Raw genomic sequence first — 25823 nt, forward strand, 5'->3', positions numbered from 1 at the left:
AAGTTTATCTAAAAACAAAGATATAGATTTTGAAAAATAAAACTATTAGAAATTTCTGACAAATTAATTATTTTGATTAAATTCAACATTTTAAATTCTTAAAATTATTTATGCGGATTATTATATTTAGAACTTGTTTGTTTTTTTGTTTTTCTATCTCATTTTTCGGGCAATCCAAAAAATATGTTATTCATACTGTCGCATTTTATAATTTCGAAAATCTTTTTGATATTAATGACGATCCTTTTACCAATGACGATGAATGGACACCAACGGGTTCCCAGCGCTGGACAAAAGAAAAGTACCATCAAAAACTACTGAATCTTTCTAAAGTTTTATCTGAAACAGGAACGCCGGAAAATCCAAATGCACCTACTTTTATTGGAGGTTCTGAAATTGAAAACAGGGGTGTTTTAGAAGATTTAATCAAAGAACCCAAATTGCTCCGTTTCGATTATGGAATTATTCATTTTGACTCACCGGACAAACGCGGAATAGATGTGGCTTTATTATATCAGAAGAAATTTTTTAAACCTACTTCATTTTCAAATATACCTTTATATGTATACAAAAATAAAGAAGTGGCTGCAGCAGATAAAAAAGAAGAACCTACGGATGAAGAAGTAGAGCCTGTCACACAAAACAATCGTGTTTTTACCCGTGACCAGCTTTTAATTACCGGTTTTTTAGAGTCTGAAGAGATTCATATTATAGTCAATCACTGGCCATCACGCTCAGGTGGAGAAAAAGCTACAAGTGAATATCGGGAAGCAGCCGGAAAATTAAACCGTAAGATTATTGATTCATTGCAGCAAATAAATCCAAATGCTAAAGTGATTACAATGGGTGATTTAAACGATGGTCCGTATAATAAAAGTCTAAAAATAGCCTTGGGTGCAAAATCCAAAAAATCCGAAGTTGCCGAATTTGGTACTTTTAACCCGTTTGAAGAAATGGCAAAACGCGGAATGGGATCTACTGCCTTTCGGGATTCCTGGGATATTTTTGACCAGATCATTATTACGGAATCACTCATAAAACCTGATTTTGCTACTTTTAAATTCTGGAAAGCCGGAATTTTTAATAAACCCTATCTTATTCAGAATTCGGGACAATATAAAGGATACCCATTGCGGCATAGCACAACCGAAGTTGGTTTCAGCGATCATTTCCCCGTTTATATTTATCTGATAAAAGAGATGAATCTGTAGAGGCGCACAGCAGTGCGACTACACAATTATGCGATACGAAAGACGCACTGCTGTGCGTCTCTACAGAAAACTTTTTCTTAACTTAGCCTCTCAGAAACTTAGTACCTTCAAAAAAATGGCCATAGCAAAACCTTTCAACCTGACAAAATGGATAGACGAAAACCGTCATTTATTAAAACCGCCTGTTGGAAATAAAAATCTATATGTAGATTCCGGAGATTATATTGTAATGATTGTAGCGGGTCCAAATGCCCGAAAAGATTATCATTATAACGAAACCGAAGAGCTTTTTTACCAGCTTGAAGGCTCTATAAAAGTAGTAATTCAGGAAGATGGCGAACGTAAGGAAATGATTTTGAATGCTGGCGATATGTATCTGCATCCCGCGAAAATTCCACATTCTCCAGTTCGTTCAGAAGGTTCAATAGGTTTGGTAATCGAGCGAAAACGTGTGGGATTGGGTTATACCGATGGTTTGCTTTGGCATTGCGATAATTGCAACCATAAATTATATGAAGTATTTTTTGAATTGCACAATATCGAAAAAGACTTCCTGCCGCATTTCGAACATTTCTACAACTCTGAAGATTTAAGAACCTGTGATAACTGCGGAACCGTGATGGAATCTGATCCGAGGTTTGTGGCTAAAAAATGATTTTTTAAAGATTTATAAAATAATAAACCCGCAAGTTTCTTAAAACCTGTCGGGTTTATTATTTTAATGTCTTGTCCTGAAAAGATTAAATAGAAAAGAAAAGAATCCAAACAAAATCATTCCTAAACCAATAAATAAGAATAATTTTCCAATAAAAGGAATAATCCTAATTAATAAAGAAAAAGATAAGATTGTAATAATCAAACCTCCAACAACAATCAAAATCGATTTTAATAGATCTCTTATCATTAAATTACTTCTTCACACTCTCAATAATCCCTTTCAAAAATCCATTAAAATCAAAAGCAGGATCTTCTTTCAATCCCATTCTTACGATTACCATATCCAATGACGGAATAATCGCCACCATTTGTCCCTGATAACCGTTGCAATAAAACATATCACGTGGTGCGTCCGGAAATTTTCCGCCGGCGTTTAGCCAGAATTGTGCACCGTATTTTCCTTCAGAAGTATTAGTTGGTGTTGCAGTGTATCTTACCCAGCTTTCATCAAGAATTTGTTCACCGTTCCAGTTGCCTTTATTCAGATACAATAATCCAAATTTAGACCAGTCGCGAGGTGTTGCCCATCCGTAGGACGAACCTACAAAAGTTCCGGTCATGTCCTGCTCCACAATCATTGAGTTCATTCCGATTTTGTCGATTACTGCGCTGTACCAAAAATCCAGATATTCCTGTTGTGTTTTAAATTGATTTCTTAAAATTCGGGACAATAAATTTGTAGTTCCGGAGGAGTAATTCCAATGTGAATTTGGTTTAAACTGTGCGGGTTTATCCATTTGGACTTTTCCCATATCTTCGGCCAGAAAAAGCATTTTGGTAGCATCACAAATGGTACTGTAATTTTCTTCCCACTCCAAACCGGAATTCATGTGTAGCAAATCGTTTATAGTGATGTTTTTACGTTCGTCTTTTTGCCATTCAGCAATTGGCGCAGGTTTGTAAATGTCTATTTTCCCTTGTTTGGCAAGAACTCCAAAAGCTGAACTTGTAATGCTTTTTGTCATTGACCAGCCTAATATTCTGTTGTCTTTGGTAAATCCGGTATCGTATTTTTCGGCAATCAATTTGTTTTTGTACAAAACCACAACAGCACGGGTTCGTTTTAATTTTCCGCCTGATTTGTCAAAAGCGTTGTCAATTGCTTTTTTCAATTTCGAATAATCAATGTTAGAAAAAACGGTGTCTTTAGGCTCGTTATTACCATACGGGAAAGGTAAATTATTGACTAATTTGTTTCGTTTTGGAACTAAATAGGGTTTCGAAACATCAAAATCATCATTAATTAAAGTAGCTCCCAAACCTTCACGATAAATTGCTTTCCGTTCTTTCAATCCATAAACATTCGAGGTTGCAAATTTTCCTGCATCATCAATTGTGTTGGTTGCCAAATCAATCAGATCAATATCGTTGTCGGTTTTTTCGATTAATTCTTTGGAACGATTATCCAAAAAATGACCTGACGCAATACTTTTGGCTGAAAAGCCTGAAATCAAATCAAGCTTCGGATAGGTGGTAAATCCGAAATAAAACAGAAATAGTAAAAGTGCAAGACCTAGAATTTTAAATATTTTTTTCATTGTAGAAATATAAATTTATAGCAATTTAGTAAAAAAACAGAACACAAATTAGATAAATTTTAATGTCGTAATTACTGAAGATTATTTTACTCAAAACAATTTTAAAATGTAATTACTTAATAAAACATTAAGTATATTTGGCGGATTGTAAAAAAAACATAAATCATGAAACATAAATTACTTTTTCTTTTTGTTACCCTTTTTTCGTTGAATAACAGCATTGCACAAGATACACCTCTTGGTAATAAAATAGTTGGAAATGGTGATGCTGCCAATTATTATATTGGTCATTTTGCTGTTCCTGGATCCGATGGATTAGATCTTCATTGGCATGGTGGGATTCGTTTTGGTGATGCGACTAGTAATAGTGTGATGCAAATAACAAATGGGAATGTCGGTATTGGTACAATTAGTCCGAGTGCAAGATTGCAAATTTCTAATAACATAGCTGGAATCACATCGTTTAAGGCAGTCGGGGTTAATGGAAACGTGATTATTGATAATGTGGGATCAGGAGAAAATTATTATAATGCGAATAAATTTCATCAATTTCAAATAGCTGGAATTCCTAAAATGCACATTAGTACAAACGGAAATATAGGTATAGGAACAACGGAACCCAGCGTTACCACACACATAGAAAAATCTGCATCAGGTATAGTAGATATTTTAAGAATAAAAAATAATTATGGAGGAACTAGTGGATTACATGGTACAAGTATTTTATTGGATGGGTATTATTCTCAATCTAAAATAACTTCTTATGAAAATCCACAATCCACACTTGGTGGTAACTTACAATTGCAAACTTATAATAATCAAGGTGTTTTAAACGCGGGTATATTATTAGATAGATCAGGGAATGTAGGTATAGGTAGTGTTAATCCAGACTCGAAACTTACTGTAAACGGTACCATTCACTCTACTGAAGTCAAAGTAACACAAACCGTTCCTGCAGATTATGTTTTCCAAAAATACTATACAGGTAAATCAGAATTGAAATCAGATTACACTATGCCAACACTTGCAGAAGTTGAAAGTTTTACAAAGATAAATAATCACTTGCCTAATGTGCCATCTGCAAAAGAAATGCAACAAAACGGTGTGTTACTAGGAGAGATGTCGAATGTATTGCTTCAAAAAATAGAAGAGCTTACACTTTATGTTATTGAACAAAACAAAAAAATAGAAGCATTAGAAGCAAAATTGAGTAATAAGTAATCATATTTAAAAAAATAAAAAGTTAAAGAAATAATTTTTGACTTGTGTAATTATAAAAAAGAGGTGTAATAGCCTCTTTTTTTATAAACTATCAGTTAATCAATATTTTTTTACAATATAAATGTCATTACATATTCTTCTGAAATGTGTGTTCCATAATAAAGTATATTTTATAGTAGTTATTATAGAACATAAAATAGAAAAATTTAATTTGCGAAATCTACAATTGATAGTGCCATAAAAGGAAATTATAGAATTGACGGATAAAACAATTTAGTTTTAGTACTTTTGTAAAATAGAATTTTTCTAAATAAATTATGCTGGATATTCAAAAAATAAGAGCTGATTTTCCGATACTTTCTGAAAAAGTAAACGGAAAGCCATTAGTATATTTCGACAATGGGGCAACCTCACAGAAACCACAAATTGTGATTGATGCTATTGCGAAATATTATCAGGAAATAAACGCCAATATTCACCGTGGGGTTCATACATTAAGTCAGTTAGCGACAGATGCTTATGAAATTTCACGTGTAAAATTGCAACATCATATTAATGCCAAATTCGCACACGAAGTACTTTTTACTTCAGGGACTACGCACGGAATCAATTTAGTTGCCAATGGTTTTGCCTCTATTTTAAAACCTGGAGACGAAGTTTTGGTTTCTGCTTTGGAACATCACAGTAATATTGTGCCCTGGCAGATGTTATGCGAAAAAACAGGAGCAGTTCTTAAAGTCATTCCGATGAATGAAGAAGGCGAGCTTATCATGAGTGCTTACGAATCTTTATTATCTGAGAAGACTAAGATTGTTACTGTAAATCATATTTCGAATGCATTAGGAATCATAAATCCAATTAAAGATATGATTGCGAAAGCACATGCTGTAGGAGCAGCTGTTTTAATTGATGGTGCACAGGCGGTACCGCATTTAAAACCGGATGTTCAGGATTTAAACTGTGATTTTTATGCTTTTTCGGGACATAAAATGTGCGGGCCAACCGGAACTGGAATTTTATACGGAAAAGAAGAGTGGTTAAATAAATTGCCTCCATATCAGGGCGGTGGTGAAATGATTAAGGAAGTCACTTTCGAGAAAACAACCTATGCCGATTTACCTCATAAATTTGAAGCCGGAACTCCAAATATTGCTGGCGGAATTGTGTTAGGAACTGCTGTCGATTATTTGAATGACATTGGTTTTGGAAATATTCAGCTTCAGGAAAACAAACTTTTGGAACATGCTACCAAGCGTTTACTTGAAATTGAAGGTTTGAAGATTTACGGAACCGGAAAAAATAAAGCATCGGTAGTTTCGTTTAATATTGATGGAATTCATCCGTATGATATTGGTTCGATAATTGACAAATTAGGGATTGCGGTTCGTACCGGGCACCATTGTGCTCAGCCTATCATGAACTTCTTTTGTATTCCGGGAACTATTCGTGCTTCGTTTTCTTTTTACAATACCAAAGAAGAAATTGATTTAATGGTTGAGGCTGTTAAAAAAGCAAAAACAATGTTAAGCTAAAAAACTTTTTATGAGAATATTATCTTTGTTACTCTTAACCATCTTTATGGGAACTGGTTGTTCAAGCCAAAAAAAAACAGATATGACATCTACGCAAATTGAATACTCTGCAGTTTCGAGAGGAGTTTATAAAAAGATAACAGTTCAGAATAAAACAGTTTCGGTTGTTAATGGAAGGAATGCCCAATCGGTAGAAAAGAAAATCGATGATGCAAAATGGAAACAGATTGTTGCTGAATTTTCAAAAATAAATTTAGAAAGTATTCCTATTTTAAAAGCACCAACCGAAAAACGTTTTCATGATGGTGCTGCTATCGGGAATTTAAAAATAACTCAGGATCAGAAAAGCTATGAGACTCAGGGTTTTGATAATGGTTTTCCTCCAAAAGGAATAGAAAAATTGGTAAATTTACTGACTGATTTTGTTAAAGAATAATTATGACAATAAAAGAAATACAAAACGAAATAATAGACGAATTCTCGATGTTTGATGATTGGATGCAGCGTTACGAATACATCATCGAATTAGGAAAAAGTCTTCCATTAATAAAAGAGGAATACAAAACCGACGAGAATTTAATCAAAGGATGCCAGTCGAAAGTTTGGCTCCAGGGCGAACAAAAAGACGATAAAATTGTATTTACCGCTGACAGTGATGCTATTCTGACTAAAGGAATAATTGCGATTTTAATTCGTGCATTTTCTAATCAGAAAGCTGAAGATATTATAAATGCTGACACTCAGTTTATAGATGAAATTGGTTTAAAAGAACATTTATCGGCTACACGTGCAAACGGTTTGGTTTCGATGATAAAAAATATCAAAATGTACGCATTGGCTTTTGATTCAAAAAATAAAAATTAAACTTACTTTTTTACCATATAAGTAATGTAAGTTCATTTGAGAAGAGAACTTATTAAACATCATCTTATATGCTGAAAAAACATTTAATGTTGTAGGTTTAATCTTTCTTTGTTTATTTGTAAAAAAGTAATAATGACAACAAAGAAATATCTAACGGATTTAATTTATCAGGTTAATGGAGCAGCAATCGAAGTTCATAAAACTATCGGTCCGGGTCTTTTAGAGAGTATTTATCATAAGTGCATGATTAAAGAACTTTCATTAAGAGGAATAAAATTTCAATCAGAATTAATAATTCCAATTGAGTATAAAGGTTTAGAATTAGAATCTGATTTAAGATGTGATTTGTTTATCGAAAATTGTTTGGTTCTGGAATTAAAGGCTACGGATAAAATTATACCAATTCACATTGCAAAATTGATGTCATATATGAAGCTTTTAGAAACGCCAATTGGACTAATGATTAATTTTAATGTTACAAATATTTATCACGAAGGCCAAAAAACATACATTAACGACTTGTATAGATGGCTGGAAGATTAAAAAAGATATAAAAAAACAAACTCAAAGAAAATGTAAACCCTATCTTAAATGGACTTACATCACTTATATGGTGAAAAACACAAAAACAACAAAATGGAACAAGTAATAGACACAAATGAATTAGGAGAATCAATCGTAAAAGTTTTAAAAGGTATTTACGACCCTGAGATTCCTGTAGATATTTATGAGTTAGGATTGATTTACGACGTAATGGTAAACACTGATTACGAGGTAAAAATCCTGATGACATTAACATCTCCAAACTGTCCGGTTGCGGAAAGTTTACCAAGAGAAGTGGAAGAAAAAGTAAAAACAATCGAAAACATAAAAGAGGTTGATGTAGAAATTACTTTTGATCCACCGTGGAGCAAAGATTTAATGAGCGAAGAAGCAAAATTAGAATTAGGAATGCTATAAAAAGTGTACAGTTTATGGTCTCAGTTTTCAGTTTTTCACTGTGACTGAGAACTGCAACTGAAAACTAAAAAGAAATGGAAGAAATAATCAATAAAGTTGCTAATAGTGCCTTAGAAGTATTTGATCTCGAGGATTATTATCCGAAAGGAAATCGTGTGCAAATTGACATTTCAAAATGGCTTCTGGAAGGGTTTTTATTAAAAGAAAAAGACTTTAGAGAACATTTAAAAAATCACGATTGGTCGCAATATCAGGATCAATATGTGGCTGTGCATTGCAGTACAGATGCAATTATTCCGGCTTGGGCATTAATTTTAGTAAGTGTCCATTTGGCACCTTTTGCCAAAAAAATAGTTAACGGAACCATCGAAGATTTAGATGGAAGTTTATACGAAGAGATCCTGAGTAAAATTGATTATTCAGAATACAAAAACAAACCCGTAATCGTAAAAGGATGTTCGAGAAAACCCGTTCCGATGCGTGCTTATATTTTAGCTGTAACTTATTTACAACCTTTTGCCAGAAGTATCATGTATGGCGAAGCCTGTTCGGCAGTACCTTTGTACAAAGAATCTAAGAAATAACGCCACTTCCTGATCAATAAATCCTACAGAATTTAGTGGTTTTTAGTATATTTGTTAATACCCTTAAACTAAACACTATGAGAAAGATATTCATATTACTCTTCGTTTTAGCAAATCTTACTTTTGTTCAGGCACAAAATTCCGAAAAGGAATTAATTCAAAATACAGAGAAAGCCGTAAAAAAAATCAATGATACAATTGAGGGGGAAGGCTGGAAAGCAAAAGGAACCGTATCACTTTTATTAAATCAGTCAAGTTTCAATAACTGGCTCGCCGGAGGTGAAGATAGTTTTTCCGGAACCTTAGGAATCAATTACGACTTCAATTACAAAAAAGGCGACGTAACCTGGGACAATAAAATCCTGGCTTATTACGGACTTTTACAGACTAAAAATACTGATTTTGGAAAAAAAACTGACGACCGTTTAGAATTTAATTCAATCGTAGGAAAAAAAGCTTTTGGGGATTGGTATTATTCATATTTTTTAAATTTTAGAACCCAATTTACAATTGGATACATATATGGCCAGGATGTAAACGGAAAAGAAATCAGGACAGAAAACACCAAATTTATGTCTCCGGGTTATTTAACTACAGGTCCCGGAATCTATTGGTCAAAAGATGAAAATCTAAAAATAAACTTTGCACCATTAACCTCAAAATTCACTTTTGTCGACAGTGCATACACATCTGGAATTGATCAGGGAACAGGTTTGCCTTATGTTGATGGAGACTATTTTGGAGTAGATGCCAACAAAGCCATGCGATATGAATTAGGTTTTTATACTTCTGTTTATTACAAACTTGCCATTATGACCAATGTAACTGCTGAAAACACATTGAATTTATATTCTAATTATTTAGAAGATCCGCAAAATATAGATATCAATTACTCCTTGAATCTTGTCATGAAAGTAAACAAATTTTTATCGGCAAATTTAGCCTTCCAGGCTATTTATGACGATAATGCTTTTCAAGGTCTTCAAACCAGAGAAGTGTTTGGTTTAGGAGTTAACTTCGGATTCTAATCATAATAGTCAGGAACAACAATAAAACTAAAACGGCTTTTGATAATTTTTCAAAAGCCGTTTTAGTTTTTTACTCCTCTTCTTTTTCAATTGCATCCTTATAATCCGGATACAAGAATTTATTATAAGGAAATCTCGTAATATGAATTTGCCTTACCGCTTCATAAACTCTTTCTCTGAATTCTTCAAAATTCTCTTTATTGGTGGCCGAAATAAACAGCGCATTATCTTCACCTAAACGATGCATCCAGGTTGTTTTCCACTCTTCAAGGGTATAATGTCTCGGTGTTTTTTCAGTCATTAAGTCATCTTCATCAATCGTTAAATGTTTGTAGGCATCAATTTTATTGAAAACCATAATAACCGGTTTTTCATGTGCTTTGATATCCTGTAAAGTTTGATTTACAGATTCGATATGATCCTCAAATTCAGGATGCGAAATATCTACAATATGTAATAGGAGATCGGCTTCACGAACTTCATCAAGTGTGCTTTTAAAAGAATCTACCAATTGAGTTGGTAATTTTCTAATAAAACCAACTGTGTCCGAAAGCAAAAATGGTAAGTTTTTAATCACCACCTTACGTACTGTTGTATCTAAAGTTGCGAATAATTTATTTTCAACAAAAACATCACTTTTACCAATCGCATTCATCAAGGTCGATTTTCCAACGTTGGTATAACCCACCAAAGCAACACGCACCATTGCACCACGATTGCTTCGCTGCACACCCATTTGCTTGTCGATAGTTTTGATTTTATCTTTCAATAACGAAATTCTGTCTCGGACAATACGTCTATCCGTTTCAATCTCCGTTTCACCCGGACCACGCATACCAATACCTCCTTTTTGGCGTTCAAGGTGTGTCCATAAACCGGAAAGTCTGGGTAATAAATATTGACATTGTGCCAGTTCAACCTGTGTTCTTGCATAAGATGTTTCGGCTCTTTGCGCAAAAATATCCAAAATCAAATTGGTTCTGTCCAGAATTTTACAATCTATAATTTTAGATATATTTTTTTGCTGTGACGGAGTTAGTTCATCATCAAAAATTAAAGTTGATATATCGTTTTCTTTTACATACAGATTGATTTCATCTATTTTTCCGGTTCCAACAAAAGTCTTTGGATTCGGGCGCTCCATTTTTTGCGAAAAACGTTTAATAACTTCACCTCCTGCAGTAAAAGTCAAAAATTCTAATTCGTCTAAATATTCGTTTAATTTTTCCTCACTTTGATTTTGAGTTACAATACCAACGATGGCTGTTTTCTCAAAATTTATAACTTCTTTTTCTAACATATCTTTGAATAAGATGCAAATTTAATGATTTGTAAGCTACTACACTTATAGAATTTTGTTTTTAAGTTCTAAATAAATAACTTATTCTACAAAAAAAACCATTTAGAGATTAACACAAAATCTCTAAATGGTTTAAAAAAAATAAACTATAAAACTTTATTCGTAAATAAAAGTCTTTTCTGTTTTTACAATTCCGTTTTCTTCAATTTGAGAACAGGAGATAGGGAAATTCAATTTATTGTATTTATATTTTTTGCTTACAGCAACCAAAGCTGTTGAAGAAGGGCTAAAATTCATTTCGTTATTATATGAAATGTCCTCAAAACTAAATTCATCTTCATGATACGAAATCATTGGTACAATTACTTTATAATTATCTCCAAAAAGGTTCTGAACAATTATTGATGCTACCGATTTTTTATCATCAAAAGTATATGTTTTAGAAATTTTATCTCCAACCAGTCCTTTGTGCTTTGACACATTATCATTCACATAAACGTATTCAATTTTACCAATAATTGCTTTGTTTCTATCACGGGAAGTACGTCTTACAATGATGCCATTCTCAACAATATATTCAATATCCTCCAATATGTTTTGGTGATTTGTACTTTTTTTAGTGATTACTTTTATTCTGGCCCCATCGTAAGCAAAAGTTACTGTTTTGGTAATATAGTCATTACCTTCGTGATACTTATTTACAAATTTTGTAATGTTGTTATCAGCATCATAAGTATAATTGATAACTTCTTTCCAGTCGCTTCCAACTTTTTCTTTCACTGTCATATCCAATAATCCATTTTTATTATAAAAGAATTTCTGAATAACATCTGAAGTTGTGATGGTTTCTATTTTTCCTTCCTTAAATATAATGGTTTTGTTTACAATTTCACCGTCTTTTGAATTCTGGTAATTTGTTTTTACAATATTAATTTGTTTTAATCGGACCGGGGTGTCCTGACTGTGCAATAAAGATGGTAAAACCATCATCATGATGGCAAATAAGTAGATTTTTTTCATAAGAATTTCAATTGATTTGGGATGACCAAAATACAAAATTCTCTCAAATCTTAATAATTTAAAGCTGAAAAAGTAATAATTAGATTTTTAGTAATTTTTAAGTCTGTAAATCAGATAGTTGTGATGTTTTTGGGGTTTATTTTTCTCCAAACATTTTCACATCATCAACCATAAACGCTCCATTAAGTGTCTTATCTTTTCCTGATCCTAAGTATTTAAATGCAATATTAATATTTCCTGTATAAGAAGATAAATCAATCCCTCCTGAGCTAATAAATTCACGTGTGGGCGTAGAAAGCGATGGTACTTTAGCATTTAATTTTATCCATGTAGCGTTGGTCACATTTGATCCGTCAAAATTAGTTGAAATATAAATTTCCAGCGTATTCGAAGGAGAATCAACTTTTAAGTCATGTTGTGCACTTCTAAACGACATTACGGTATTTTTATAGTCAGTTAAATTAATTTTGGGAGAAACCAGCCAGGCAATATTTAGGGCAGCCGTCGTGCTTGTGGTATTAAACTCTGCATATCCATTTCCGGCAGAAACCATAGTTTTCCATAATTTTGATGCCTTTTCTACGATATTGCTCCAGCCTGGTAATGCAAAATTGACATTGTTTTTAACCGATTGAAAATCTTCGGTAAAAAAAGGAATATTGCTTTTTTCTCCCATTACAACATCTTTTTCTGAACGGATCATTAACTGATAATCGGAACCATATTTGGTTAAAATTCCACGGACTTTTCCACTTCCTTCAGGAACTAAACTTGCTGAAAAATCAGCAAAACTGCTGGTTCTGAAAATGATTTGATTTCCTGATTTATCTCTTAAATTCCAATTAGTTGAGCCTCCAACATTGTTTGCTTCTTCAAAATAATGACGTCCAAAAGCGGCTTCTGTAAATTGAACCTCAGATAATTCAATTAAAGTATTCAGGTTGCTTTCATCCAAGGCTGCTTCAATCGTAATGTGATTGACTAATTTGTTTTCATCAACCATCGTACACGAAGCATTTAATACTTTTTTGTAATCATTTTGAGAAATTCTTCCTACCGAAGCTGTTCCTGAATTACCTTCATACAGGCTTCCAATTCGCATTCCTCCATAAAATAAATCGGTAAATTGATCTTTTAATTTGATATAAACTTTATTTCCGATACGATAATCGACATAAGTATTTGTTGCATCTACCGAAACGCTGAATCCAATGGCAGGTTTGCTTTCAGTCGCTAAAGTCTGAAGATATAGGGTCTTAAAAAAATTTCCGTTTTCATCACTTGAAACTACATAAGCTTCAACAACATCATCATAAACATATTTTGTTGCAGTTATGGTTGCGGTTTTTAGAACGTCTTCAACAGCTCTGTTTATAGTTAAATCAGGTTGTGTACATTCTAATTTTGGAATGGCAACATCTTCATTACAATTGCAAAAAAGTAACAGGAACAATAAAGTGAAGAGACTTTTATAGTTGTTTTTCATAGAAAATAGTTTTATAAATTAACATTTAGATTTACGAAATAAGTTCTTCCATATCCATAAAAATATTTTGAACCAAAAGAAGGGGTACCACTGGAAACATCCTGATTTAATGCTCTGAAATTTGAATTTCTGGCCTGTTCAAAACCACTTGTTTTGTAGACAGCATCCAGAATATTATTGATGCTTGCAAAAAGCCCGATTGTTTTGCCGTACAATCTCCAGGATTTTCCTCCAATAACATTTAATAAAGAAACAGGATTTAGTTTTTCCTGTTTTAATAATACTTTCGCGCGCTCTTCTGTAGCTTCCGGAAAATTGAAACCATTTGCAGGGTTTGTATAAAACCGGGACGTTCTCGAAATGGCAGATACAGCAACATAACTATTCGAGATATAATTGATGTTAGCAGAAAGCCACCAAAATTTAGGATCACGATATTCCATTCCAAATGAAAAGGCTTGTTGGGGCATTCCTGATTGTTTATAATTTTTCAGCAATGAATTTCCAAAATCAAAAGTCATTTCTGTATTGGCTAAAGCTGCATTTGCATCATTGGTTATTGATACATTAGGATTACTGCTATAAGTATAATTTCCATAGGCAATTGCTGCATTACTTTTAAATGTGGGTGAAATTTGATATTCGAAACTCAGTTCTCCACCGATATTTTTCTTGTCTAAATCGGTCAGTGTCTGACTCACAAAAGCATCTGTATTGTTATATCCTGCTCCATCATCAAAAATTCCTTCGGCATAAAAAAAAGAAGTTTCGGTGGCGTTTTTTATTAAGGCATAATAACCTGTAATCCGCATTTTTAGTTTTGGGGAATGATAAACATAATTTGCTTCGGCTGAACTTACATTTTCATTTTCTATTTTATCTGCTACGGAATTATTTAAGCGGGAATTTGAGAACGTATTTCGAAGTGATGGTGCCCGTGTAAGATACATTCCGTTAAAAAATAACCATTGTTGTCCTGAAATTTTATAAGTCAGTCCGCCTTTAAATCCAAAATTCTCAAAATTCATTTTTTGACTTTTACCGAAAGAATTTGAGGGGTAAATTCCGTTTTGATACAACCCTTCTCTTTGATATTTTGAAGTTGAAAAAGAATTACCCAAAAAGAAATCTATTTTTCTATAAGAAAATCTGAACTGTGTGAAAGCATCTGCTGTAGTCGCATAATAATTAAAATTATAGCCATAAGTATCGCCAACTTTTACCTGTCGATCCGGATTTTTTAAATCTGATTGTGATTGATCTGCTTTGTAAAAGGAATCGATATCTTCAAAATATTTGCCGCCTAACAGATCTAAAACATTTTGAAAATTATGGGATTTTAAATTTCTAAAAGTTGCTCCTCCACTAAAAAATACATTTTCTGTGAGTTGTGTACTAAGATTCGAATTTATCGTAAAAGTTTTATCATCAGTTCTGTCTTCGTATTGAATATAATGACTTTTCGAAGGTTCATGTCCTGTAATAATTCCTTCACTATTTGTGATTGGTTTTTGATTGGCTTTATACATTGTTTCCCAGTTAAGCTGAGAATTTTCTAAAAACAATGTTTTGCTTTTTTCTGCATTTTCATAATCTGGTGAAAATTCTCCTGAAAATTCTCCGTCGTCAGATGCATAAAGAGAACTAAAATAGCTTGGTAATTTTCTGTAGTAAGTCGGATCAGGACTATCTGCATTTTGATAATCTATATTACTGTTCCCCACTTTTCCAAACTGATGCATTACACTTGAATTGAGGTTTGTTCTGTTATTTATTTTAAAATAATGATTAAGCATAAACAAAGGCTCAACTGTATTTTTGATTCTGGCATTTCGTTTTTCTCCGTTTTGAAAACCCCAGTATGAATTGTATTTTTCTGATTTTAATTGGGTAACTTCATCTGTATTTGGAGCGTTTTTTCCTCTTGAATTTGGAGTATAAAAACTTGTAAAATTTAAGGAATGCCTGTCGCTTAATTTTTTTTCGACACTTACAAAAAAAGAATTTGCATCATAATTTGTTCCTTCAAAATAGCCTTCGTCTGCCTGGCGTTTTCCGGCCGAAACAACATAAGCCCATCCCGACTCATTCATTCCTGAAGCATAAGTAGCCATCATTCTCCAGTTATAGTTGGTATTGCTTCCTGAGAAAGATATTCGGGCTCCCTTTCTATAAACAGAGGCACGGGTATGAATTTGCTGAGTACCTAATATACCGCCAAAAGTATAATCAGAAGGTGATGCTCCAATCGAAAACTCCTGATTTCTGAGAACATCATTCAGCCCTCCCCAGTTATTCCATTGTGGTCTGCCATCATAAATTTTATTCATTATCACGCCATTGAGCATCATGGCAGCATTTTCACTATCTAAACCACGAACCCGAAATCTGGCCTGCCCCCAATTGAAGGCAGCTGCCTGCAAAAAAGCATCTTTTGAAGATTGTAAAAGTCCGGAAGTGTTTTCGGAGGAGCTATTATTATCTTCCAAATCACTTTCTAACAGAGAAATTATTATAGTCTGGACGTTTTCCGATTGGTCTTCTTCTAATAATAGGATTCCCAGAGTTACTTTTTGACCCAAATTCGGATTTACTTTTAAGAGTAAATCTTTATAACCCAGACTGTGTATTAAAAGTAATTGCTCACTATTGATTGATGAATGTAATTCGAAAGTTCCATCTTTTTTTGTGAGTTGCATTAAAGCTGAATTTTGAATACTCACTACAATATTTTCTATCGGATTTTGAGTTTTGTTATCGATGACTTTGCCTGAAAAAATAGTTTCCTGTTGTGAAAAAGCAATTTTAAAAGTTAAGAGTAGTATAAGAACGGGATATTTTTTTTGCATGAATTAAAAACCAGATTTGTTTAAAAAAAACCCTTTTCTTAAAAAAGAAAAGGGTGTAATAGTTTTTGATTGAATTTTTTGAATCTCAAAAAGTTCAGTCAAAAAATCAAACCAGGTTTTGGAAAAAAATGTTTGAAAAGAAGAAAATTGTGGTATTTAGAAATTTTCAAACAAAAATAATGACGTTAAATGGTGTGAATTATATTACAAAGGTAATGTAAAAAAACTTTTTATTTGTTTTTACTTGTTAAAATTTGCAATTAAAATTCATATAAGCTCTCCATAAAACTGTAAAACAATTGATTAAGCTGAATAATCTAAATAGTTAGATAAAAGCAATGATTAATAATAATCTTACAAAATTAAAAAGATGTAAAGGGAATTATAATTAGTTGGATATTTTTATTTTAGAAACCATGAAAGCGATCAAAACCCCAAATATTCCGATAAAAGCGAAGGAAAACTGGAGCCCGAAAGTTTGTGCAATATATCCAATTATAGGAGGTCCCATAAGGAAACCAAGAAAACTAACACTAGAAACTATCGTTAAAGCTTCGCCGGCAGAAGTCGTCGGATTTTTTCCTGCTACACTGTAGACGGTAGGAACAATAGTTGAAACTCCTAAACCTACTACCATAAAGGCTAGTGTACAAGGTATAATAAAAGGGAAAATAACAGCGGTAAAAAGTCCGAGAGAAATCATACATCCACTGATTTGCATGACGCGTACACGACCAAATTTATTATTCATGGCATCACCTATAAAACGTCCACTGGCCATCATGATCATGAATGAGGTATATCCCAGAATTACCAACGCTCCCGGGGCTTTTACTATTTCTTTAAAATAAATACCACTCCAATCAAACATAACACCCTCGCTGGCCATACTGCAAAATCCTATTATACCAAGCCAGATTAAAGAACTGTCCGGTTTAGTAAATAATTTTTTGCCTTCTTTTTTTGATTTAATTTTTTCTTTGGCTTTGACCAAAAAATTAAAATTAAAAGCAATCATTATAAAAACGATTGCACCTACAATTAGAAAATGATGAAAAGGAGTTAAATGCAAAGCTAACATTCCTAATCCTACCAAAGCACCAGTAAATCCTGCAAAACTCCACAGGCCATGAAAAGAAGACATGATATTTTTTTTAAAAAGGACTTCGGTATAAACGCCTTGCGTATTAACGGCGATGTTTGCTAAATTTCCAAATAACCCAAAAGTAAATAATCCCAAAGAAAGTTGTAATGTACTTGTAGCCAGACCTAAATTAGTCAAACTGAAAACATACATTATTAAGGAAAAAATTAAAATACGATGACTGCCAAATTTTGTTACCATTTTACCTGAAAAAGGCATAATAACCAGCTGGCCAACAGGTAAGGCAAAAAGCACAGAACCTAATTCTCCTTCGCTTAAATGCAATGCCGTTTTAATATCCGGAATTCTACTTGCCCAGGAGGCAAAACTTAAACCCATTCCAAAATAAAATACACCAACAGCAAAACGTACACGATTTAAATAAGATACTTTTGCATCTTTATATACTTTTTTGATTTTTCCTTTGGTCTGGAAAAGAGCTAATGGATTGAAATTTATCACAGAAATATTTTTAGAAATTTGGATATACAAAAGTACTAAATTCCTATTTTATAGATCAACAAAGCCGTAATTGTTATTAAATATACAACGTTATTGTTCGTAAATTGTAAATCCAATATAGATTTTACTCTAAATTAATTCGTTGCGTGTAATTATTTCAACACATAGAAACATAGATTTTGTAAACTCAAAAGTAGATGTTTCACTTATTTAAAACACACATAGTTGCCTATGTAAAAGAAATATATTTCTTTTTTTTTAAATAAAATCTATGTTTCCAGCCTGCACTGAGCGGAGTCGAAGTGTGTAAACAAAAGTTTATAAATTAATTGTTTTTTGTTGTGCATTGCTTGCAATGGCGGCTTCAATAATCTGCATTACTTTTATGCCATCCTGAGCAGTAACGGGCTCTGGTTTATTATTTGCAACAGCTTCGTAAACACCATTAAAATATTCAAAATAATTGCCCTGAAGTGTTTTGATTTTTTTGCGAACAGGTTTCCCGTCAATTTCTGTGTGTAAAAGCCCTTCAAAGCCTTCTAATTCTGTTCCCCAGGATTCTAAATTTGGTTTTTTACCGATTTTTAATTCATCTTCCTGAACATCGCCGCGAGGTTTTAGAAAAGATCCCTTTTTACCATGAATAGTATAGGCCGGATTGGCTTCTCTGACAAAGAAACTGGCTTTTAGACGTACTCTGAAACCTTCGTAAATCAATAATAAATCGATCCAGTCATCCACCAAAGAATTTTCTCTGGTAAAGCGAATATCTCCAAAAACCGACTTTGGAGAACCAAACAAACAAACAGCCTGATCTATTAAATGCGGGCCTAAATCTTTTAAAATTCCCGCGCCGTCATTAGCAGTTTCTTTATGTGCTTTTGGACTTAAAATCGGATTGTATCTGTCAAAATGGAATTCGGCTTCGACCAACTCTCCCAAAACGCCTTCGTTGATTATTTTCTGAATTGTTTTAAAATCACTGTCCCAGCGCCTATTCTGGAAAACAGCTAGTTTTAACCCTTTTTCTTTCGCAATGGCTGCCAATTCCTCGGCTTGGGCAACAGTTGAGGTAAAAGCTTTTTCGACAACGGCGTGTTTTCCTGCGAGAAGTACTTTTTTAGCATATTCATAATGGGTATCGACAGGAGTATTTACAATCACCAAATCGACATTATCTGCTAGTAATTCATCAATTGACGCATAGCTTTTTACGGTTGGATAATCTTCCTGGATTAATTTTTTGCTTCTTTCCCAGGAACCTAATAATTCAAAACCCGGATGCAGGTCTAAAAAAGGAGCATGAAAAACTTTTCCTGACATTCCGTATGATAATAGTGCTGTTTTTATTTTTTGCATGGTTTTATTTTTTTGCCACAGATTATTGTGATTAAAAGGATTATTTTAAAAAAAGGTAGCCACAAATTACACTAATTTTTACTAAAAATTATAATCAATTTGATGCCAATATAATTTGAGAAAATTAGTGTAATTCGTGGCAAAAAATATAGATTTAATCTGTTTTAATCACAATAATCTGTGGCTAATATTTATCTTGTTTTAGCTCGTTCGTATTGTTTCGGCCATTGAATGTCATCGTTTAAATCTCTGGCGAAATCCAAAGGCAAGTTAGGATTTCTAAGTGATTCTCTGGCAAACAAAACCAAATCGGCCTGACCATTGCTTAAAATAGTTTCTGCTTGTACAGCATGCGTAATCAAACCAACTGCTCCGGTTAAAACGGCAGCTTCCTTTTTAATTTTCTCTGCAAACGGAACCTGATAATTTGGTTGTAACGGAATTTGCTGATACGAAACTAATCCGCCTGACGAAACATCAATTAAATCTACTCCTTTTTCTTTTAAAATTATCGAAAGTTTTACAGATTCTTCAGGATTCCATCCGCCTTCTGCCCAATCTGTTGCCGAAATCCGAACAAATAATGGCAAATCTGAAGGCCATTCTGATTGTACCGCTTCCGTAATTTCTAAGGTAAAACGGATTCGGTTTTCGAAACTTCCGCCATAATCATCGATTCTTAAATTTGTTAAAGGCGATAAAAACTGGTGCAGTAAATATCCATGCGCTGCATGAATTTCCATTACCTGATACCCCGCTTCAACAGCTCTTTTGGCAGCTGCTTTAAAATCAGAAATTACTTTTTGGATTCCGTTTTTATCTAAAGCTTCCGGAAGAAAAGGCTCATCCTCCTGATATGCGATTGCGCTTGGTGCAACTGTCTGCCATCCTATATTTGATTTGTCTAACTTTTTATTGCCCAGCCATGGAGCCGAAACACTTGCTTTTCGTCCGGCATGAGCCAACTGAATTCCGGGAATTGAATTTTGCGAAATAATAAATTCGTTAATTATTTTTAGCTTTTGAATGTGTTCGTCTTTCCAGATTCCAAGGTCGGCAGGAGAAATTCGGGCTTCAGGAGAAACAGCTGTAGCTTCCTGAATAATCAATCCGGCACCTCCGCTCGCACGGCTTCCCAGATGAACCAGATGCCAGTCGTTTGCAAATCCGTCGACTGCAGAATACTGGCACATAGGCGAAATAACGATTCTATTTTTTAAAGTGATTTTTTTTATAGTAAGTGGGGAAAATAATAATGAAGCCATAATAATGTAACTTTTAATGGATTTTAGCTACCAATTGGGTACGATAGCATTTAAAAAAGTAAAGTTACAGCATCTTCGTAAAAGTAGAAATCCAAATGTTTATTAATTAACAAACATTTAAAACCTTATGTATTATATTGCGCTGTCAAATTAAAATAGAAACGTTACTTTTGTGCGTTAAATTACGAACTAAAAATACAAAATGGATATAGTTATCAAGCTCTCTCAATTTCTATTGAGTTTATCATTACTTATTATTCTTCACGAATTAGGGCATTTTATTCCTGCAAAATTATTTAAAACCAGAGTCGAAAAATTTTACTTATTTTTTGATGTTAAATATTCACTGTTAAAAAAGAAAATCGGCGAAACAGAATATGGAATCGGTTGGTTACCATTGGGAGGTTATGTAAAAATCTCCGGAATGATCGACGAAAGCATGGACAAGGAACAGATGGCTTTGCCGCCGCAGCCTTGGGAATTTCGTTCGAAACCGGCATGGCAGCGTTTGATTATTATGTTAGGTGGTGTTACTGTAAATTTCATTCTTGCGTTTATTATTTATATTGGGATGGCTTTTGTTTATGGCGATACCTATATAGCTAATAGTGATTTGAAAGATGGTGTTTGGGTTGAAAATCCGGCGATGCAAAAAATTGGATTTAAAACTGGCGACAAAATAATTTCTATCGACGGACAAAAAGTTGAAAATCTTGACAATGATACCAATATGAAAGTCATCATGTCAAAAGAAGTTTTAATCGAAAGAAACGGTCAACAACAAACGATTAAAATGCCGACTGATTTTGTTGATCAACTATCAAAACATGAGAAAGGTTTTTTAATCGGGGCACGTGTTCCTTTCGTAGTTGCTGCTGTTGCAGAAGAATCTCCTAATAAAAATTTAAAAGCAAAAGATATGATTCTTTCTCTAAATGGAGAAACAGTAAAATATTTTGATCAGGCAAAAAGCATTTTAAATAAAAATAAAGGAAAAGTGATTCCTGCACTTATCTTACGTGATTTAAAAGAAACACGAATTACACTTAAAGTATCCGGGGCAGGAAAATTAGGCGTAAAACCTGGTGAATTAGATATTAAATCATTAGAAAGACTGGGGTACTATAAAATTAGTACAAAAGAATACAGTTTTGCAGAATCTATTCCGGTTGGACTTGAAAAAGGTAAAAATCAATTAGTGGGTTACGGAAAGCAATTGAAAATGATCTTTAATCCAGCAACAAAAGCATACAAACAAGTAGGCGGGTTTGCGGCTATTTTTGGTATTTTCCCTCCTCATTGGAGTTGGGAAGCGTTTTGGACAATCACTGCTTTATTGTCAATTATGTTAGGTGTAATGAATTTATTGCCAATTCCTGCCCTTGATGGAGGACATGTAATGTTTTTATTATACGAAATAATCAGTGGCAGAAAACCAAGTGATAAGTTCCTGGAAAATGCCCAAATGGTTGGTTTCGTACTGCTTATCTCACTGCTTTTGTTTGCTAATGGAAACGATATTTACAAGGCAATTGTAGGCAAATAAAAATAATTTTTAAAAAGAGTTAAAATATTTTTGGGAAATTAAAAAATCAACTATATTTGCACTCGCTAAAAAGAGCAACAACTTCCTCCTTAGCTCAGTTGGTTAGAGCATCTGACTGTTAATCAGAGGGTCCTTGGTTCGAGCCCAAGAGGGGGAGCAAACTTTTTTTAGCAAACATATTTACCTTTAAGGTGATTCCTCCTTAGCTCAGTTGGTTAGAGCATCTGACTGTTAATCAGAGGGTCCTTGGTTCGAGCCCAAGAGGGGGAGCTTATTAAAAAAGACTATCATTAAGGTGATAGTCTTTTTTGTTTGTAAGTTATTTTGAACTCGCTTAAGTCCTGTTTTTTACTAACTTCTATTTGTTCAATTAAGAGAATATAAATTGACTTTCATTGCAAATTTTCGCAAAGAGAGTCAATTTATTTAATTATGAATTGGGTAATGTATACTTTTTAGCACGTTCAAAAAAACTTTTTTCTCTTAGTTTATCTTCAACTTCGTTGATTGCTTTCATCAGATTATTTTCTGTATCAATAAGTTCGTTTACTGCCTCAATTATTATTTTCCAGACAGGCTGCATTTGTTCAATCAGTAAAATCCCTTTCTTTGAGAGTTCTAATAAGCGTTTTCTTTCATCTGTTTTATGCTTTTTTGAGATAATTATTTTTTTAGCCTCAAGTTCTTTTAATAGCATAATTGTTGAAGGATGAGTATAGCCAATTTCAGCTGCCAGCTCGACAACACTTAAGCCTGACTTTAGATGGAGTGTATAAATGATAGGAAACCATTTTGGTTCAAAATCGATACCGTAAGCTTTGTAAATCATAAAGCCATCTTTTCGAATCTGATCACTTAATCGCTGAAGGCGGGTTGCAATTCCAAGTATTCCGGATTCTTCAATTGTATTCATATAATACTATTTGTGTTGCCCAAAGTTAAATGATAATAAATATTCTCACCCATCATTCTGGGAAAATAATCTGGCATATCTTCACTTTGTTTGCGCTCAAAACCATTTTTTTCATAAAAACGATGTGCGGCTTTTAGCATATCAACTGTGCCTAGATAAAGATCGATAATTTCATTGTGTCTGCAATAAGAAATAAGTTCAGAAAGAAGGTCATTCGCGATTCCTGTTTCTTTTCCTCGAAATTCCTTTTTTACAAACATTTTTCTAATTGCTCCGGCAGTATGACCGGTAGAAATTAATGCGATTGTTCCAACAAGCTCACCATCAATTTCGGCACCCCAGAACCCACCTCCGGAACCATGATAATATTTTTCAATATCAAGTAAGTCAGGTTGTGCTTCTGGAGTTACGGGCACATTGAATTCTATTTGCTGGATTGGCAATATAAGATTTAATATTTGTTGCGTGTAATTATTTTGAAGCGGTTTTATAACAAGTTTGTTTTTCATAATTAAAATTTATATTCAAAACTACGTAGTTAAATACATATATCCAAATAATAACTCTGTTTATTTTGAAATTAGCTTGTAATCGCTGTATTCTAATGTGTTAAATACTATAGTAATGAGTTTGAAAACTATATATTTAAATTTTAAGGTAATCAAGGAAAGAAGAGAAAGTTGACTTATGTTTAGGCTCGAGAAATCAAAAAGATTATTTTATAATCAAAAAAACCTCTTCCGTTAAGAAGAGGTTTTTGTACCCGGAGCCGGAGTCGAACCGGCACGGTTTCCCACAGGTGTTTGAGACCAGCGCGTCTACCAATTCCGCCATCCGGGCTTAGCAGACGAAAAAATAATTAATAAATCAATTATTTTAACGCAATAGAATAAGTGATTATGATGTCATAAATGTGCTTATTCCTTTAACACGGTGCAAATGTAAAAAATAAAATTAAAAGTGCTACTAAAAATACTTAAATATTTCCTTTCAGTGTCCAATAAATTTTCTAAATTTGCACCTCGTTAAAACGAAGTACACACAACTAACTACAAAACAACAAATTAAATGTCGCACCTAGAACCAGAAGCTAAAATTTTTGCTTGTTCACAAAGTGTCTATCTTGCAGAAAAAATTGCCGAACAATACGGGATTCCGTTAGGTAAAGTAACGATGTCAACGTATAGTGATGGAGAATTTCAGCCGTCTTACGAAGAGTCAATCAGAGGATTACGCGTTTTTATCGTGTGCTCCACTTTTCCAACTGCTGATAATTTGATGGAATTGTTACTAATGATTGATGCGGCAAAACGCGCATCTGCAAGACATATTACAGCTGTTATGCCTTACTTTGGTTGGGCAAGACAGGATAGAAAAGATAAACCAAGAGTTCCGATTGGAGCAAAATTAGTAGCTAATTTATTAGATGCTGCCGGAGCAACAAGAGTAATGACAATGGATTTGCACGCAGATCAGATTCAGGGGTTTTTCGAAAAACCGGTAGATCATTTATTTGCATCAACCATCTTTTTACCATACGTAGAAAGTTTAGGACTGGAAAATTTAACTATTGCATCTCCGGATATGGGAGGTTCAAAAAGAGCATATGCTTACTCTAAGTTTTTAGAATCAGACGTAGTAATCTGTTACAAACAAAGAAAAGCAGCCAACGTTATCGACACTATGGAGCTGATTGGTGAAGTAAAAGGGCGTAACGTAATATTAGTAGACGACATGATCGATACAGGTGGGACATTAGCAAAAGCAGCAGACTTAATGATCGAAAAAGGAGCGTTAAGTGTTAGGGCAATTTGTACACATGCCATTTTATCAGGTGGTGCTTACGAAAAAATTGAAAATTCGAAATTAAGCGAATTAATAGTTACCGATTCTATTCCGTTAAAGAAAGAATCTAAGAAAATCAGAGTCGTGAGTTGTGCACCTCTTTTTGCCGAAGTTATGCACATGGTGCACCACAACAATTCCATTAGTGGAAAATTTATCATGTAGTCATTGCGAGGAACGAAGCAATCTCACTACAATAAGGATTAGAATATTTATTAATAACTATATTTTTTTACAATGAAATCGATTACAATTAAAGGATCAGAAAGAGAAAGCGTGGGCAAAGTGTCAACTAAAGCCTTACGTAATGCTGGAGCGGTTCCTTGCGTGTTATACGGAGGAAATCAAGCAGTACACTTCTCAGCAGAAGCAGCAGCATTCAAAAACTTGGTTTACACTCCAAATGCACACACAGTTGTGATTGAGCTTGGAAAAGGAAAATCATTCAATGCAATTTTGCAGGACATTCAGGTACACCCGGTATCTGATAAAATTTTACACATTGACTTCTTTCAATTATTTGATGACAAAGAAATCACTATGGAAGTTCCTGTAAAAGTTGTTGGTACATCTAAAGGTGTTCTTGCAGGTGGTGTTTTACGTTTAAACACTCGTAAATTAAAAGTAAAAGCTTTACCTAAAAATCTTCCTGATTTTGTTGAAGCTGACATTACTCCACTTGAAATGGGTAACAAATTATACGTTACTAAAGTTGGTGCTCCAGAATACAAAGTGATGCACCCTGAGAACACAGTTGTAGCTCAGGTAAGAATTTCTCGTGCTGCTATGAAAGCTGCTCAGGAAGCTGCAAAAGCTGCAAAAGCTCCTGCAAAAGGAAAGAAAAAATAATTTTTTTCAAAATCAATACAAAAGCATCAATCGAAAGGTTGGTGCTTTTTTTGTTTTTAAAGGTTCTGAGTTGCTAAGATGCTGAGGTTTTAAGTTTTTCTGTAATGTTTATTGGTCTCAGTTTCGGGTT

The 25823-nt window shown here is 33.6% G+C and carries 24 protein-coding genes and 3 tRNA genes; 15 read left to right on the plus strand and 12 right to left on the minus strand.

What is annotated here, in order from left to right; genetic code table 11:
- The first annotated feature begins 110 nt into the window (after positions 1–110).
- Together PMI10_RS12990 and PMI10_RS12995 are read left to right on the plus strand one after the other, a co-directional pair.
- A complete protein-coding gene (locus PMI10_RS12990; RefSeq protein ID WP_007808601.1) occupies positions 111–1211 on the plus strand; it encodes an endonuclease/exonuclease/phosphatase family protein in 1101 nt (366 codons plus the stop codon).
- Positions 1212–1326: 115 nt separating this feature from the next.
- On the plus strand, positions 1327–1866 hold the full coding sequence (locus tag PMI10_RS12995; protein WP_007808603.1) for a 3-hydroxyanthranilate 3,4-dioxygenase: 540 nt from the start codon (positions 1327–1329) through the stop codon (positions 1864–1866).
- A 63-nt stretch (positions 1867–1929) separates the two neighbouring features.
- Here the strand turns inward: PMI10_RS12995 and PMI10_RS22345 are convergent, their stop codons facing one another.
- Positions 1930–2115 (minus strand): hypothetical protein, encoded by a 186-nt coding sequence (locus PMI10_RS22345; RefSeq protein ID WP_035631821.1) that lies wholly within the window; start codon positions 2113–2115, stop codon positions 1930–1932.
- A gap of 4 nt (positions 2116–2119) precedes the next feature.
- Complete coding sequence (locus PMI10_RS13005) at positions 2120–3466, minus strand: serine hydrolase domain-containing protein (RefSeq protein WP_007808605.1); 1347 nt, start codon at positions 3464–3466, stop codon at positions 2120–2122.
- 165 nt (positions 3467–3631) lie between these two features.
- Here PMI10_RS13005 and PMI10_RS21715 point away from each other — a divergent pair, with 165 nt between their 5' ends.
- From PMI10_RS21715 to PMI10_RS13045, 8 genes are all read left to right on the plus strand, one after another.
- Positions 3632–4687, plus strand: a complete 1056-nt coding sequence (locus PMI10_RS21715) for a hypothetical protein (RefSeq protein ID WP_007808607.1) — start codon at positions 3632–3634, stop codon at positions 4685–4687.
- A 317-nt stretch (positions 4688–5004) separates the two neighbouring features.
- On the plus strand, positions 5005–6219 hold the full coding sequence (locus tag PMI10_RS13015) for an aminotransferase class V-fold PLP-dependent enzyme (RefSeq protein WP_007808609.1): 1215 nt from the start codon (positions 5005–5007) through the stop codon (positions 6217–6219).
- Positions 6220–6229: 10 nt separating this feature from the next.
- Positions 6230–6655: a hypothetical protein gene (locus tag PMI10_RS13020; protein ID WP_007808612.1), complete on the plus strand. Its 426-nt coding sequence runs from the start codon at positions 6230–6232 to the stop codon at positions 6653–6655.
- A gap of 2 nt (positions 6656–6657) precedes the next feature.
- Complete coding sequence (locus PMI10_RS13025) at positions 6658–7083, plus strand: SufE family protein (RefSeq protein WP_007808614.1); 426 nt, start codon at positions 6658–6660, stop codon at positions 7081–7083.
- Between the two features lie 132 nt (positions 7084–7215).
- Complete coding sequence (locus tag PMI10_RS13030; protein WP_007808616.1) at positions 7216–7626, plus strand: GxxExxY protein; 411 nt, start codon at positions 7216–7218, stop codon at positions 7624–7626.
- 93 nt (positions 7627–7719) lie between these two features.
- Positions 7720–8043: an SUF system Fe-S cluster assembly protein gene (locus tag PMI10_RS13035; protein ID WP_035631841.1), complete on the plus strand. Its 324-nt coding sequence runs from the start codon at positions 7720–7722 to the stop codon at positions 8041–8043.
- Positions 8044–8117: 74 nt separating this feature from the next.
- On the plus strand, positions 8118–8627 hold the full coding sequence (locus PMI10_RS13040; RefSeq protein WP_007808621.1) for a DUF2480 family protein: 510 nt from the start codon (positions 8118–8120) through the stop codon (positions 8625–8627).
- 77 nt (positions 8628–8704) lie between these two features.
- Positions 8705–9655, plus strand: coding sequence for a DUF3078 domain-containing protein (locus tag PMI10_RS13045; RefSeq protein ID WP_007808623.1), 951 nt, complete (start codon positions 8705–8707; stop codon positions 9653–9655).
- A 70-nt stretch (positions 9656–9725) separates the two neighbouring features.
- On the opposite strand, the gene hflX is transcribed toward PMI10_RS13045, so the two are convergent.
- From hflX to PMI10_RS13080, 7 genes are all read right to left on the minus strand, one after another.
- Positions 9726–10955 carry a GTPase HflX gene (hflX, locus tag PMI10_RS13050; protein WP_007808626.1) on the minus strand — a complete coding sequence of 410 codons (1230 nt, stop codon included), beginning with the start codon at positions 10953–10955 and terminating at the stop codon, positions 9726–9728.
- 156 nt (positions 10956–11111) lie between these two features.
- Positions 11112–11975, minus strand: coding sequence for a hypothetical protein (locus PMI10_RS13055; protein WP_007808628.1), 864 nt, complete (start codon positions 11973–11975; stop codon positions 11112–11114).
- A gap of 136 nt (positions 11976–12111) precedes the next feature.
- Entirely contained in the window at positions 12112–13461 is a 1350-nt protein-coding gene (locus tag PMI10_RS13060) for a DUF5689 domain-containing protein (RefSeq protein ID WP_007808630.1), read from the minus strand.
- Between the two features lie 11 nt (positions 13462–13472).
- A complete protein-coding gene (locus tag PMI10_RS13065; RefSeq protein WP_007808633.1) occupies positions 13473–16310 on the minus strand; it encodes a carboxypeptidase-like regulatory domain-containing protein in 2838 nt (945 codons plus the stop codon).
- A 388-nt stretch (positions 16311–16698) separates the two neighbouring features.
- The gene (locus tag PMI10_RS13070) at positions 16699–17916 is read right to left on the minus strand and encodes an MFS transporter (RefSeq protein ID WP_007808634.1); all 1218 of its coding nucleotides are present in this window, start codon (positions 17914–17916) and stop codon (positions 16699–16701) included.
- Positions 17917–18234: 318 nt separating this feature from the next.
- A complete protein-coding gene (locus PMI10_RS13075) occupies positions 18235–19275 on the minus strand; it encodes a Gfo/Idh/MocA family protein (protein WP_007808636.1) in 1041 nt (346 codons plus the stop codon).
- 191 nt (positions 19276–19466) lie between these two features.
- Positions 19467–20540, minus strand: a complete 1074-nt coding sequence (locus tag PMI10_RS13080) for an NADH:flavin oxidoreductase/NADH oxidase (RefSeq protein ID WP_007808638.1) — start codon at positions 20538–20540, stop codon at positions 19467–19469.
- A 202-nt stretch (positions 20541–20742) separates the two neighbouring features.
- Between PMI10_RS13080 and rseP the strand changes: the two genes are divergently transcribed.
- From rseP to PMI10_RS13095, 3 genes are all read left to right on the plus strand, one after another.
- Complete coding sequence (gene rseP, locus PMI10_RS13085; RefSeq protein WP_007808641.1) at positions 20743–22086, plus strand: RIP metalloprotease RseP; 1344 nt, start codon at positions 20743–20745, stop codon at positions 22084–22086.
- Between the two features lie 83 nt (positions 22087–22169).
- Positions 22170–22243 (plus strand) — tRNA-Asn (locus PMI10_RS13090).
- 39 nt (positions 22244–22282) lie between these two features.
- Positions 22283–22356 (plus strand) — tRNA-Asn (locus tag PMI10_RS13095).
- Between the two features lie 160 nt (positions 22357–22516).
- Here the strand turns inward: PMI10_RS13095 and PMI10_RS13100 are convergent.
- The 3 genes from PMI10_RS13100 to PMI10_RS13110 form a co-directional block, all read right to left on the minus strand.
- Positions 22517–22999, minus strand: a complete 483-nt coding sequence (locus PMI10_RS13100) for a MarR family winged helix-turn-helix transcriptional regulator (RefSeq protein WP_007808643.1) — start codon at positions 22997–22999, stop codon at positions 22517–22519.
- Entirely contained in the window at positions 22996–23508 is a 513-nt protein-coding gene (locus PMI10_RS13105; protein ID WP_007808645.1) for a GNAT family N-acetyltransferase, read from the minus strand. Before PMI10_RS13105 ends, PMI10_RS13100 begins: the two co-directional genes overlap by 4 nt.
- 251 nt (positions 23509–23759) lie before the next feature.
- Positions 23760–23839: transfer RNA gene (locus PMI10_RS13110), tRNA-Leu, on the minus strand.
- A gap of 228 nt (positions 23840–24067) precedes the next feature.
- Here PMI10_RS13110 and PMI10_RS13115 point away from each other — a divergent pair.
- Positions 24068–25009, plus strand: coding sequence for a ribose-phosphate pyrophosphokinase (locus PMI10_RS13115; RefSeq protein WP_007808646.1), 942 nt, complete (start codon positions 24068–24070; stop codon positions 25007–25009).
- A gap of 72 nt (positions 25010–25081) precedes the next feature.
- Complete coding sequence (locus PMI10_RS13120; protein WP_007808648.1) at positions 25082–25693, plus strand: 50S ribosomal protein L25/general stress protein Ctc; 612 nt, start codon at positions 25082–25084, stop codon at positions 25691–25693.
- Positions 25694–25823: the final 130 nt, after the last annotated feature.

The sequence above is a fragment of the Flavobacterium sp. CF136 genome (genome assembly GCF_000282055.1).
In the GTDB taxonomy this organism is placed as follows: Bacteria; Bacteroidota; Bacteroidia; order Flavobacteriales; family Flavobacteriaceae; genus Flavobacterium.